The organism is Salicola sp. AFF1 (assembly GCF_056783195.1).
Window position 1 is genome coordinate 14,581 of sequence record NZ_JBXAYL010000032.1, and the last position, 13,760, is coordinate 28,340.

At 61.6% G+C, this 13,760-nt stretch carries 10 protein-coding genes; 3 read left to right on the forward strand and 7 right to left on the reverse strand.

All coding sequences use genetic code 11. From position 1 onward, the window contains the following. Positions 1 to 8 precede the first annotated feature (8 nt). Entirely contained in the window at positions 9 to 1,364 is a 1,356-nt protein-coding gene (gene mgtE, locus AC1RQI_RS15070) for a magnesium transporter (RefSeq protein WP_481905446.1), read from the forward strand. 10 nt (positions 1,365 to 1,374) lie between these two features. After that, a complete protein-coding gene (locus tag AC1RQI_RS15075) occupies positions 1,375 to 2,514 on the forward strand; it encodes a GNAT family N-acetyltransferase (RefSeq protein ID WP_481905447.1) in 1,140 nt (379 codons plus the stop codon). Here the strand turns inward: AC1RQI_RS15075 and cydC are convergent. The 4 genes from cydC to AC1RQI_RS15095 are packed head-to-tail and all read right to left on the reverse strand — an operon-like array spanning position 2,495 to position 8,210. Further along, positions 2,495 to 4,147, reverse strand: coding sequence for a thiol reductant ABC exporter subunit CydC (gene cydC / locus AC1RQI_RS15080; RefSeq protein WP_481905448.1), 1,653 nt, complete (start codon positions 4,145 to 4,147; stop codon positions 2,495 to 2,497). The genes AC1RQI_RS15075 and cydC overlap by 20 nt on opposite strands. Next, entirely contained in the window at positions 4,140 to 5,819 is a 1,680-nt protein-coding gene (cydD, locus tag AC1RQI_RS15085; RefSeq protein ID WP_481905449.1) for a thiol reductant ABC exporter subunit CydD, read from the reverse strand. The genes cydC and cydD overlap by 8 nt, the downstream gene beginning before the upstream one ends. Continuing rightward, complete coding sequence (cydB, locus tag AC1RQI_RS15090) at positions 5,803 to 6,804, reverse strand: cytochrome d ubiquinol oxidase subunit II (RefSeq protein ID WP_481905450.1); 1,002 nt, start codon at positions 6,802 to 6,804, stop codon at positions 5,803 to 5,805. The genes cydD and cydB overlap by 17 nt, the downstream gene beginning before the upstream one ends. Further along, entirely contained in the window at positions 6,804 to 8,210 is a 1,407-nt protein-coding gene (locus AC1RQI_RS15095) for a cytochrome ubiquinol oxidase subunit I (RefSeq protein WP_481905451.1), read from the reverse strand. Before AC1RQI_RS15095 ends, cydB begins: the two co-directional genes overlap by 1 nt. Positions 8,211 to 8,339: 129 nt before the next feature. On the opposite strand from AC1RQI_RS15095, the gene AC1RQI_RS15100 reads away from it, so the two are divergent. Beyond that, positions 8,340 to 9,401, forward strand: a complete 1,062-nt coding sequence (locus AC1RQI_RS15100; protein ID WP_481905452.1) for a PA0069 family radical SAM protein — start codon at positions 8,340 to 8,342, stop codon at positions 9,399 to 9,401. Positions 9,402 to 9,471: 70 nt separating this feature from the next. On the opposite strand, the gene AC1RQI_RS15105 is transcribed toward AC1RQI_RS15100, so the two are convergent. From AC1RQI_RS15105 to AC1RQI_RS15115, 3 genes are all read right to left on the reverse strand, one after another. Then, positions 9,472 to 11,622 (reverse strand): S8 family serine peptidase, encoded by a 2,151-nt coding sequence (locus AC1RQI_RS15105; protein WP_481905453.1) that lies wholly within the window; start codon positions 11,620 to 11,622, stop codon positions 9,472 to 9,474. 417 nt (positions 11,623 to 12,039) lie between these two features. Beyond that, positions 12,040 to 12,264 carry a YjfB family protein gene (locus tag AC1RQI_RS15110; protein ID WP_481905454.1) on the reverse strand — a complete coding sequence of 75 codons (225 nt, stop codon included), beginning with the start codon at positions 12,262 to 12,264 and terminating at the stop codon, positions 12,040 to 12,042. Between the two features lie 91 nt (positions 12,265 to 12,355). After that, positions 12,356 to 13,579: an ATP-grasp domain-containing protein gene (locus AC1RQI_RS15115; protein WP_481905455.1), complete on the reverse strand. Its 1,224-nt coding sequence runs from the start codon at positions 13,577 to 13,579 to the stop codon at positions 12,356 to 12,358. Positions 13,580 to 13,760 lie beyond the last annotated feature (181 nt).

Below are 13,760 nucleotides of genomic sequence, written 5' to 3' on the forward strand. Positions count from 1 at the left end.
AGACGGCTATGACCGAAACCGTTGAACTGGAGTCCGAAGTCCGGACGCTGCTCGATCAGGGTGAGCTGGAACCCGCCGTCGAGTTCATCAATAACCGCCACCCCGCGGAAATCGGTGGGGTTATTGACGAGCTTGACGCGGAAGCAGCCTTCGCCCTCTTCGACCAGCTCGATCGGCGCACCCAGGCCCGCATCCTGCCCTACATGCAGCCGTCCCATCAGCTGAGCATGGTCCAGCACCTGGGCCGCCATGCCCAGGCCCGCCTGCTCACGGATATGAACGCCGACGAGCGCGCCGACCTTTACCAGGAGTTGCCTGAGGACGTTCAGGAAGCGCTGATGCCGGCACTGGCCAAGGCCGAACGCGAGGACCTTCTGCGCCTGACCAGCTACCCGGAAGGCACCGTCGGGTCGGTGATGACCAGCGAATACGCCACGGTCCCGGCCCATATCAGTGCCCGCCAGGCGATTGAGCGGCTGCGCCTGCAGGCGCTGAACAAGGAAACCATCTACGTCGCCTACGTGCTCGATTCCGAACGCCATCTGCTTGGCATCGTCACCCTGAGCGGGCTGGTGGTGGCCTCCCCCGGGGATTCGGTTGAGGCGCTGATGCAGACCGAGGTGGTCAGCGTGCATACCGATGCGCCCAGCGCCGAGGCGGCCCAATTGATCGCCGACTACGACCTCCTGGCCATCCCGGTGGTTGATGACGAGGAACGCATGGTTGGCATTGTGACCCATGACGATGCCATGGATGTGCAGGAAGCCGAGGCCACCGAGGATATTCACAAGGGCGCGACCGTCGGCAACCTGCCCGGCAGCCTCAAGGAAACCGCCCTGACAACGCTGTATCAAAAGCGGATCATGTGGCTGGTGCTGCTGGTATTCGCCAACGTGTTTTCCGGCGCTGGTATCTCGCTCTATGAAGAAACCATTGAAGCGCATGTTGGACTTGTGTTCTTTTTGCCGTTGCTGATTGCCAGCGCCGGTAACGCCGGCTCCCAGTCCGCAACGCTTATGGTGCGCGCCATTGCCACCGGCGATGTCATCAGCAGGGACTGGTTCCGTATGCTGCTGCGCGAGGTGGGACTGGGCCTGATGCTGGGACTGACCATGGCCGCTGCCGTTGCCGGTATCGGGCTTTACCGCGGTGGCGTTGAACTGGCCTACGTGGTCGCGCTGACAATGGTGATTGTCGTGCTCAGTGGCAGCCTTATCGGGATGTCACTGCCGTTCGTTCTCAACAAGCTCAACCTGGATCCGGCCACCGCGAGCGCGCCTGTCGTATCCTTCATTGCGGACGTTGCCGGCATCCTGGTGTATTTCGGGCTTGCATCCGCCATGCTGTCGATACCAGGCCAATAGGAAGCGGTTAATGGCGTTCACTGATAGCCTTGCTCGGGTCGATCCCGATCAATGGAACCAGCTCCAGGGCACAGACTCCCCCTTCCTGCGCCATGAATTCCTGTATGGACTGGAGGCAACAGGCTGTACCACCACCGCCACGGGCTGGACGCCCCACCACTGGATTGAACGGGACGAGCGAGGCGGAATCGCAGCTGCCCTGCCCACTTACTCCAAAGATCATTCCTTTGGTGAATACGTCTTCGACTGGGCCTGGGCCGAAGCCTGGGCCCAGTACGGTCGTGATTACTACCCCAAGTTATTGAGCGCCATTCCGTTTACCCCCTGCGAAGGCCCGCGCCTGCTGCGCCACCGCCATACGGATGGCAGGCAGGCCGGGGTGGACGCCACGGCATCAATCCGGTCCGAAATGGAGACGGGCGCCTTTTCCAGCTGGCACCTGCTTTTCCCGGATCCTGGCTCCCGTGAGTGCCTGGAACAGGACCAATGGCTGCGCCGTCTAAGCTGCCAGTTCCACTGGCATAACCCCGGTTTTGCCGATTTCGAGGCTTTTCTCGCCAGCCTCAAATCACGCAAGCGCAAACAGATCCGGCGGGAACGGCGCACGGTACGGGACCAGGGAATCGAGTTCCGCCACTTCAGTGGCCGTGATGCCATTCCCGAAGCGGCGCTGGAAGCCTTCCACGTGTTCTACCAGGCCACCTATCTCAAGCGTGGCCAGCGGCCCTACCTCAACCGCGCCTTCTTCCAGTACCTTATGGAACGGATGCCGGAGCAGCTCACGCTCGTCATGGCCGTCCACCAGGGGCGCTACTGCGCCGCCGACCTGTTCCTGCACGACGACCAACGCCTCTATGGCCGCTATTGGGGGTGCCTTGACGAATACGACCAGCTCCACTTCGAGACCTGCTACTACCAGGGCATCGACCTTTGCATTGAGCGGGGTCTGACCCGTTTTGACGCAGGCGCCCAGGGCGAGCACAAGCTCAAGCGCGGCTTCCAGCCGGAGCTTTTCGAGTCCTACCACTGGGTTAACGACAAACAGCTCCGTCCCGCCGTGGCGGATTTCTGCCAGCGCGAAGCGGCGGCGGTGCGGGCCTACGCCGAGCAGGTGCGATCCGAGCTGCCGTTCAGCGGCCAAGCCGTATAGAGCGATCCACCTGCACCAGGCTCGTCAGCTCATGGATCAACAGCAGCAACGAACGCCCTTCCAACCAGGGCTGGATGCCCGACCAAACCCCGGCCAGGGTGTCACGGTCCAGGCCGGTGAAGGGTTCGTCCAGGATCAGGATCGGTGCGGGCTTGAGCAGCGTGCGAGCCAGCGCCAGCCGCCGTGCCTCGCCCCCGGAGAGCCGCCCTGCCCGTTCACCCACCAGGGTCTCCAGCCCCTGCGGCAACGCGGCCACAAGGCCATCCAGCCGCACAGCTTCCAGAATCCGCCAGAGCTGCTCATCGCTTGCCGCTGGGCATGCGATCCGCAGATTATCCGCCACAGAGGTATCGAACAGGTGGGCATCCTGGGTCAGCACCGCCAGCCGGCTGCGCCACTGCGCCAGCTGGAATGCCTGAATCGTCCGCCCGTCGGCCAGAACGGCCCCCGCATCCGGCGCCAGCGTGCGCGTGGCCAGCGCCACCAGCGTCGACTTACCGGACCCTGAGGCCCCGGTCACCGCCACGCGTTCGCATGGGGCCAGTGAAAGACTGAAGTCCCGGAACACCGGCATCACCCCCTGCGCCACTGTAATGCCCGACCAGCTGAGTTCAGGATGCTTGGGCACCCGTTCTCCCGCCTCGGGCAAGGCGCTCGGGACTTGCGCGCTATTTGCGTTCAGCCTGGCGGCGGAGGCGGTGGTCGTCCCCCAACGAGCGAATCCCATGGGCAGCGCGGCAAAGCCTTCGGCCAGCGCCATTACGGCCAAAGGCATCATCACCATCACGGGCCCCGAGACCTGCCCACTCTGCCAGGCCTGGCCGCCAAGAAGCAGGACAACCACCACCAGCAACTGCAGGACCAGGGTGTTCAATGCCTGCGCATCCACGACACGCGCCGAACGGCGGTATTGATTCTCCCGCAGCGACGCCTCCTCTCCGGCCAACCGCCTCTGATCGTCCTGGAGACGGTGAGCGGCTGCCAGTTCCGCCATGCCTTCAAGCTGCTCCAGAGCCCGCACCCGCAGCCGCTCAGACGCCTTCACCCCGGCAACCCCCGGCCCTTGGGTCGCCAGCGCCACTCCCAGCGTCAACAAGCCCAGCAATGGCAGCAGAACCAGCACCATCACCACCGCTATCAGCGGCGCGAAAAGGGCGACCAGCCCCGCCGCCACCAGGCTCGCCAGCAAGGCCACCACAGGCGGCGCCAGCAGGCGCAGATAGAGGTTATCCAGTGCGTCCACATCCGCGACCAGACGCCCCAGGAAGGCCGCCGACCCCAGACGCCGTCGAACCCGGTCATCCATGCCGGCCAAGCCCCGGAACACACGCACACGGATATCGGCCAGCAACCTGAGAACGGCATCGTGATGCACCAGGCGCTCCAGGTAGCGACTGACCGTGCGGGAAAGCGCGAAGAAACGGATTCCTGCGCCCGGCGCATAGAGATTGAGACTGGCATTCATGCCCGCGGCCCAGGCCGCCGCCGTTACCGCAGTGGCCGTGATGAACCAGCCGGAGAGCGCCAGCAACCCCAGGCCGGAAAGGATCGTGGCCAGGGCCAGCATCAAGCCAGCCAACAGCTGCAGCCGGTGCCCCTTCAACAGGCGCAGCCAGGGCAGGAGCTCACCCATCCGCCGCCTCCGTATCCAGGGCCAGCTCGCGGTCGGCCAACGCTTTCAACGCCGGCTGATGGGTGGCGATGACACAGGTGCGCCCCTCATCGCCCAGGATCCCCCGCAACGCTTCAACAACCTCTGCTTCCGTGGTCGAATCCAGCCCCGCCGTGGGCTCATCCAGCAGCATCACCGGCGAGGGCGTCAGCAACAGCCGGGCCAGGGCCAGACGACGCGCCTGCCCCCCCGAAATCCCGAGTCCCCCCTCCCCCAGATGGGCATCCAGGCCCTCGGGCCTGGCATCCAGAACCACCTCCAGCCCCACCTTCCACAACGCCTCACGCATGGCCTCATCGCTTGCATCGGGGGCCGTCAGCCGGAGGTTCTCCCGCCAGCTGCCAGTGACCAGCCAGGGCCGCTGCCCCATCCAGCCCACTGGCTGACAGCCCGGTGGTTGCCCTGCGACCAGCACCTGACCCTCCTGCGGCGTCACGAAACCGGCCAGCACGGCCAGCAACGTGGACTTACCAACCCCAGAAGCACCTGTGACAACCAGCGTCCCGCCAGGGGCAAGGTTCAGCGCCAGGTTGCTGAAGACCGGTGGCCGGCCAGGCCATACGACCGACAGGTTGGAAACCCGGATTCCGCCAACCTCACCGCCACCGCCCATGGCTTGAGCAGCGCCGGGGGCATGCTCAGCGGGTTCCGCCAGGCGCGGCATCAGGTGGGCCGCGGCCCCCAGTGCGGCGGCGCGATCATGGTAGTACTGGGAAAGCAGCCGCAGGGGCTGAAAGAACTCGGGCGCCAGCAACAACACAAAAAGCCCGGAGAACAGGGTCATCCCGCTGGCCGGACCAAAGCCGATCATGTCCAGGAGCCCAAACCCCACGTAGATGGCCACCGCCGCGATGGCCACACTGGCAAAGAACTCCAGAACGGCGGAGGAGAGAAACGCGACACGCAGCGTGGCCATATTGAGCCGGCGGTAATCATCCGTCGCTCCCGCTACATCCGCCACAGCGTCGTCACTGCGACCGAACAGCTGAAGGGTCGTCAGTCCGCGGAGGCGATCCAGGAAATGCCCGGACAGTCGCGCCAGCGACTCATAGTGGCGCTGGTTGATGCGCTCAGCGCCCATCCCCACCAGCGCCATGAACAGGGGAATCAGCGGTGCCGCCACCAGCAGGAACAGTGCTGCGAGCCAATCCAGTGCCGCCACCACAATCAGGACCATAAGAGGCACGACCACCGCCAGCACCATCTGTGGCAGGTAGCGGGCGTAGTAGCCCTCCAGCGCATCCACCTGCTCGGTCCACTCGCTCGCAAGCCGCCCCGAGTCACTGGATTTGAGACCAACCGGGCCAGCCGTTTGCCAGGCCTGGAGAAGCGCCCGCCGCACCTGGCCACGCACCCGGTCTCCGGCCCTCAATCCGGCCCGATCCTGGAGCCACTGCCCCCCCGCGCGAACCAGGATGGCCAGAACCAGCATGGCGGCGATCGGGATTAGAGAAACACGCTGGTTATGTGCCACCAGCTGATCCACGAACCAGGCCATGAGCCCCAGCTGGAGGATCATTGCCAGGGCCTGCACAGCACCGGCGAGCACCGAGACAGCCAGAAGGCCCCGGACCGGGGCCGCCCACTGGCTCAGCCACCGGCCGGCCGCACGGGCATCAGTGGTAGCCGTCACCGGCGCGCACCTTGCCCCGGAAGATCCAGTACGTCCACGCCGTATAGGTAAGTACGATCGGGATCACGAACAGCAGCCCCAACAACAGGAACAGCTGCGACTCCCAGGCAGAGGCCGCGTCGTAGAGCGTAATCTCGGGCGGGACCACATAAGGCCACTTGCTGACCAGCAACCCCAGGTAGGTAAAAACAAACATCCCCATGGTCGCCACAAAGGGAATGCCCTCCCGCTTGTGTGCCAGGCCCTGCCATATCTTCCAGGCGCAGAACAGCGCCAGAGCCGGCAGCACCCAGATCACGTGGAGATGGGAGAACCAGCGCTCGTAGACCGCCTGGTCAATGAAGGGGGTCCATAGACTGATGATGGCGAACACTGCCAATACGGTAAGCAGCAGCGGCCGTGCCATACGCCTTGCCCATTCCTGGGTGGCTCCTTCTGTTTTCATCAGCGTCCAGGTGCTGCCAAGCAGCGCGTAACCGGCGACCAGACCAATGCCGGTAAGCACGGTAAATGGTGTGACGAAGTCGAACGGGCCGCCCACAAAGACACCATCAGCCGTTTGGATGCCTTCAATGTATTTGCCCACGACCACCCCCTGCGCAAACGCGGCCAGCGTGGAGCCCCCCGCAAAGGCAATGTTCCAGAGATAACGCGACCGATTGGCCTTGAAGCGGAACTCAAACGCGATACCCCGGAAGATAAGACCCGCCAGCATCAGGAAAACCCCGATGTAGAGCGCGGGCAACATGATGGAGTAGACCATGGGGAAGGCCGCGAGAAGCCCCGCCCCTCCCAGCACCAGCCAGGTCTCGTTACCGTCCCAGACCGGGGCCACCGAGTTCATCATCAGGTCCCGGGACGTTTCATCAGGCGCAAACGGAAATAGAATGCCAACGCCCAGATCAAAGCCATCCATCAACACATACATGATCACGCCAAAGGCGATGATCCCTGCCCAGATCAGTGTCAGGTCAAACGGTTCCATCAGGCCTGCCCCCCTTCGTGTTCCAATGGCACATGAGCGGCCGAGAAGGGCCGCTTGGCACGTTCGACCTCATCATCCACCTGCTCTTGAGTCTCGCCTTCAACGCCACTTTCGAAGACCCGGCCCAGGTAATAGATTCCGGCGGTAAAGACCAACGCGTAGACAACGATGTAGCCAATCAGCGAGAACAGCGCCATGCCGCCGGTCAGTGACGGTGTCACGCCTTCGGCATGGGTCATCTGTCCGTAAACCAGCCAGGGCGCACGCCCCATCTCGGTCACGAACCAACCCGCCAGCACAGCCACAAAGGGCGCCACCCCCATGGGGACCAGGCCTTTCAGGAACCAGCGGCTCTGCCAGTAGCGGCCCCCGGCGCGCAGCACAAGGCCGAGCACGGCAAAGGCGATCATGAGCATGCCCAAGCCAACCATGACCCGGAAGGACCAGAACACCGGCAGCACGGGCGGCTGCTTGTCCGGCTCAACGGCCGACAGCCCCGGCACAACCCCTTCAACGTCATGCCTGAGGATAAGACTGGCCAGCCCCGGAATACCCACTTCCCAGTAGTTGGTCTGAGCAGCCTGATCCGGCCAGGCGAACAGAAGCAGCGGAACATGGCTGGAGGTCTCCCAGTTGCCTTCCATCGCAGCAACCTTGGTGGGCTGGTGCTCCAGAGTATTAAGTCCATGCAGATCCCCAACCCATAGCTGGGCCGGTGCAATGATCAACAGCAACCAAAGGCACATCGAAAGCGCTCGCCGGTTGGCTTCAACCTCCCGCCCCTTCAACAGGAACCAGGCACTGAGCGCGGCCACCACAAACCCACCGGTCAGGAAGGATGCCAACCCCATGTGCACAAAGCGGTACCAGAAGGAGGCGCTGAAGATCGCGGCGCTCCAGGAAACGACCTGGTGCATGCCGTCCTCCATGACGGTGCCGGCCGGTGTCTGCATCCAGCTGTTGGCGGCCAGTATCCAGAACGACGAGATGAAGGTACCAATCGCCACCATACATGCCGCGAACAGATAGACCCCGGCCGGCACCTTGTCACGGCCGAACAGGAGAATGCCCAGGAAGGCAGCCTCCAGAAAGAAGGCGGTTATCACCTCATAGCTGAGGACCGGTCCCAGGAAGTTGGCGGTTGCCTGAGCGAAGTTGCTCCAGTTGGTCCCGAACTGGAAGGACATGACGATGCCCGAGACCACGCCCATACCGAACACAACGGCAAAGACCTTGATCCAGAACTTCGAAAGCCGCGTGTAGAGCGGGTTCCCGGTCCGATAGGCACAGGTTTCAAGAAAGGCGATGAACGACGCCAGGCCAATGGTAAAAACGGGAAAGATCGCGTGGAAGGAGACGACAAACGCGAACTGGATTCGCGACAGCAGGACGGGGTCAAGTTCCATAGGGCCTCCGGGGAACTTACATTAGCAATTTCTCAAATTATGGCGCTATGAATCCCCGAAAAAAAGGGTGGTTTGACGGCGTCAGGGATCTCCCTTACAGTACTGTTTATACATACAGTTTCTGATGCTATGAAAGCTCGCGGCGCAAACCACAATATCCCCCACCGTTTTGAGCCGCACCACAGTCAACCAGCTGAGGCGGATGACTGGCACACGGCCCCGAGCGAGCACAACCTGAATACCGAAATCCGGTCGGTCCAGGCGCGCACCGTCATCAGTACCAACGCATCGCCGGACGTCCCTTTTGATCAGTCCATCAACCCCTACCAGGGCTGCGAGCATGGCTGCATCTACTGTTTCGCCCGGCCGACCCACAGCTATCATGAGCTCTCGCCCGGCCTGGACTTTGAAACCCGGATCCAGGCCAAGACCAACGCGCCCGATCGCCTCAGAGCGGCCCTGGACCAGCCACGTTATCAACCCTCGCCGATTGCCTTGGGCGTCAACACGGATGCCTATCAGCCAGCGGAAAAGGAGCACCGCATCACCCGGCGGCTTCTGGAAGTGCTGCTCGAATACCGCCATCCGGTGTCCATCATCACGAAGAGCAGCCTGATCCTGCGGGATCAGGACCTGTTGGCGGAGTTGGCGGCAATGGGCCTGTGTTCGGTGCGCGTAACCCTCACCACACTGGACAATCACCTCAAAGGACAGCTGGAACCCAGAGCCACGGCGGCAGCCACCCGCTTACGGGTTCTACGTGAACTAACTGATGCGGGCATCCCAACCGGTGTTCTGACCGCCCCCATCATCCCCTTCCTCAACGATCATGAAATGGAAGCCATGCTCAGCGCCGCCGCGGAAAACGGAGCCCAGCGGGCAAGCTGGGTATTGCTGCGCTTACCCAACGAGGTCGCCCCTCTGTTTGAGGATTGGCTGCAGCGCCACTATCCGCAGCGGGCCACGCATGTCATGAACCGCATCCGCGACCTGAGGGGTGGCCAGACCAATGACAGCAACTGGGAGCAACGTATGACGGGAACGGGGGTTCTCGCGCAGCTTTACCGGCAACGCTTCGAGCGCCAGTGCCGCGCGCTCGGGCTGAACGCCCATGAGGAAGAGCCATTGGACACCGGCAGGTTCCAGCCCCCGCAGGGCAAACAGATGGACCTGTTCCCGGGCAGCCCCTGAATTCCGGAATCAAAAACGCCCCGCATCGTTTCCGATGCGGGGCGTGATCGTCACGGTTAAGAACCGTGCCTCAGGGGCTCTGGATCCAGAGATCGTAGTCGCCCTGGCCGCTGTTCGAGCTGACCATGTAGGTATAGTAGCCTGAGCGCCCGAAGTAGGAGAGCTCAGCTACGGATCCCTGGCTCCGGGTCTGTGCAACCCGATTCCAGCCATAACCGTTATAGTAATAGAGGGTCACCGTGTAGTCAGCGTTGTCAGGTGCCTTGAGCCATGCCCGGTGAGAGCCGTAGCCACTGGCCTCAAAATAGCTGCCGTTGGGCTGGGTATCTCTGTCCCCACGCCCGGAAAGGCTGCCCTCGAACAGGGAGCACGCCTGGCAGGGTGCCTGGGCACCGTCATTGGCTTCTACCGTGACTTGCTGGGTGGTCGCATCTTCCGCGCCATCCTCGTCCATCACGGTCAGCGTGATGTCATAGGTACCCGCTTCACCGTAGGTGACGCTGGCTGTCTCGCCACTGCCTGTCTGGCCATTACCAAAATCCCACTTGTAGGCATTGATCTGGCCATCGCTGTCGCGGCTGTCACTGCCGTCAACCGTGACCGAGAGACCGTCCGCACTGTGGCCGAACGCCGCTGTGGGGGCTTCATTACCAACCTGGCCTTCAAAGCTGCCAACCAGCGAGACACCGTCGAAACCAGGGCCACGCTCCCAGCCATGAACCATCACGTGGTAGACACCACCCTGAACGGTGCTGATCTGGCAGGTTTCGTTATTGCCTTCCTGCCAGGGGCGGCAGTCGTAGGTGCTCGTAGTCGGTTTCTGGCCGAAACGCACATACAGGTCAGCATCACCGCTTCCGCCACTCATTTCAAACCTCAGGTTCTCGGCATTGGCGGGCACATTGAGCGTGAAACGCTTCTTGTCACCAGCGTCCCCCGTCAGGCCGGTGACCGGTTTACCATTGGTCAGTTCCACGACGTCGCCATTGCCGTCGTCATCATCGCCCCCACCGAATTCCGTGAACAGGAGCCGATTCGGTGACCCCCTGAGGTTCGAGAGTTGGCCCTCGCTGGCGCTGTTGACCAGGGCATCAAACACCTCTGCCGGCGCGGCATCGGGATTCTGGCTCTGGTACAGGGCCGCGGCGCCGGCAACGTGGGGAGACGCCATCGAGGTTCCCGAGATGGTGTTGGTACCACCATTCAACCAGGCTGAGGTGATGTTGGAACCGGGCGCGTTGATATCCACGCAGTTCCCCCAGTTGGAAAAACCGGAGCGGGCGTCGTTCCTGGTGGTCGAACCAGTGGTCAGGGCGCGCTCCACGCGGTTGGGCGACCCACCGCAGGCGTCAACGTCGGAGTTGCCAGCCGCCACGGCAAAGGTAATCCCCTGATCGATGGCGTTATTGACCGCGTCATCCAGAGCTCGCGAGGCACCGCCACCCAGGCTCATGTTGGCCACGGCAGGGAGTTCGGCGTTTTCCGCTACCCACTCCACACCGTCGATGACACCGGAGTTGGAGCCATTACCGTCACAGCCCAGAACCCGGACCGCGACCAGGTTAACGTCCTTGGCCAAGCCATACCGCTCACTGCCAATGGTGCCAGCAACGTGGGTTCCATGGCCCTGGCAGTCTTCCGTATTGCGACCGTCACCGATGGCGTCAAAGCCGGCTTCCGCCCGGTTGCCGAACTGCGGGTGGTCGAGATCGATGCCAGTGTCGATGACATAGGCGTGGACGTCGCTCGCCCCTGTGTTGTACTCGTAGCTGTTATCCAGCGGCAATTGCTGCTGATCCACACGGTCAATCCCCCATGTGGCGTTTTCCTGCACCTCGTAGGCGTGCATTATCTGGTCTTCTTCCACGTACTTGACGTCGGAGCGCTGCCGCAGCTCATTGAGCCGGCTCTGGTCGAGCTCCATGACAAAGCCGTGCAGAAGACGACCGAAGGTGTGAAGCACCTGCCCATCCACGGCGCTGGCAACCGAGCTTGCCCGTTGCGCTGTCATTTTCTGGAACTGCTGGGTCCCCATCTGGCCACTCATGTTGTCATCTTCCATGACAACGATGTACTGACCATCGATCTGCCGGGACTGGGGCGCATCGTAGTAGGCCGCCATCTCCGCCGCGGTCGCAGGGACCGCCGTCGAAAACAGCACAGCGCCCGCCACAGCGACGCTACGCCAGCGTGTTCGGAGGGCATTCTTAAAGCCTGTCATTGAATCTCCGTTCATTGGGCATTCCTTTTGAGTAGTTTTTTAATTGATAGTTACTCAACCGTTATGTGTTGAGTATTTTGACGGTAATTGAAATGCCATACAGTTTGAACATTGACATACCAATTGTGAAATAATGTTAACAAATTTGTTAATTGCTCAATCAATCAACGGTTCCGCCCAGTTTTCTCGCCGGCCTGCTCCTCGGCCTTATGGCAAGGAAGCCACGACGTTGGGGATGTTGATGACATTACAGCGACCGACTCCAGGATCACCGGGCTTTGGCTGATGCTGGGATCAGCGGTGACCTGTTGAGCTTTTTGGGGGGAGTTGCCTGGGGCCAGACTGACTGAGGGAGGGAATGACGAACGCCCTGCAACAAGGTTCGACGGGCAGCACCCATCAAACCGCTCAGACGCTTCAAACGGTTACGTTGACGGTGCCGCCCACAGCCTCTGAGGGGTTGGCGGCACCAGCTGCAGCGTCCTGGGCACCGCCGGCCTGCGGCAGCGCGTTCAGGAGTTGACTGACGCTTGCCTGCTGCAGATCCATCGCCTTTTTCTGCACGGCGATCTGGACATCCTGATGCAGGTTGGCCTGCTTTTGCGCCGTAACAGCAGCTGCTGCACTACTCACACTCGCCATGGTCCTCTCCGTCTCTTTTACGGACTCAATTCTATCCTAACAAGGACGGAGCGCCCCGGGCATTAAGCCGTGTTACCGTTTGCTAACCGTTTCAGACGTAAAAGTCCAGCTCCTCCTGGTGTTTCAGCAGGTCCCGCAGGCGGTGAGGGTCCTCACCGAAGAAATAGACCAGGCCCCAATGGGTTCCGAAAGCGGTGCGCTTGGTCACGGTCTCCTCCAATGGCGGGGTCAGTTCGTGCCGTTCGAAATAGGGATCGTTTTCGGTTTCTTCCGGAACCGCCAGGCGGTTGACCACACGCAGGCGCGGGTAGACACCAAAACAGCCGGCGTGCCCCTTGGCATCGACCACCTCTCGCGGAAAGAACGCATTGATCTCGTCTTCGGTTGTCATCGGGTCAAAGCAAAGCACCATGCCCTGATACGCATTAAAGCCGTAGGCCCGTTCCAGCAGCTCAAATACCTTGAACCCGGGTGGCCGGTAGGCTACTTCTCCGAAGTACATGGTGCCGTCACTGGTCACGAAGTACTCGGGGTGAATGAATCCAAACTGAATGTCGAACGCCTTGATCAGTTTCTCGATCTCCCGGGTGATCAACGTGCGCCAGCTTTCCAGCTCCGGCGTGGCCGGCACGAACACCGAGTAACCGAGAGTGACGTATTCCGAAATGTTGAGGAACTTGATCCTGCCCTCATGGATCCAGGCCTCGACGGCGAACTCCCAGCCGTCCAGATGACTCTCCATCAATACCGGGAACTCTTCCTCCGGAATGGTGTCCACTTCCTCGGGGGATCGGATTACCCGGTGCCCAAGGCAGCCGGCCTTGTCGAATGCCTTCAGGTGGATCGGGTCTTCCGGGTCCCCATCCAGCTTGAGCAGGGTCTGGTTGACCCGCTTGAGAAAACGGGTGACGTCCTCCTTGTCGTGCGCTTCCTCAAAAATGCCCACACGAATACCGCCCAGCTGCGCCCGGCGCTTCATCAGGGCTTTGTCACGCATGAGTACGGCCTGGCCGTGCAGGCGGGGGTTGTCCATTAATACGGCATTGATCGCACCGGCCCACTCCACCGTTTCCTCGAACAGGGGAATGGCCACGTTCACGCCCATCCCTTTCAGTTTTTCGGCGATCTCCAGCGAGCAATCGTTCAAACGCTCAAAGTCCCAGGACAGAAACGGAATCCCGTGCTCCCTGCAATAATCTTCGGCCCATGCCGGCGCTACGACAACATACCGGCGGTCAAAAGACTCCAAAGCCTCAACGGCGTTAAGGCTCCAGCCCAACAGTGCGACATACCCTTTGTTCGGGTTCTTTTCCATGATTCATTTCCTCGGTGGGGGGATAATCCCGGCCGGTCCAGCGATTATCGACAGGGTGACGTCAGCTTATTCAAGCAGGTGGTAGAATGTTAGTGCGCACTACTACCTAGGAGTCTGCGCGGTAGAAACCGCATTCTGGCATAATAACGCGAAATTCTTCTCTTGCAGGAAGCCCGATGGG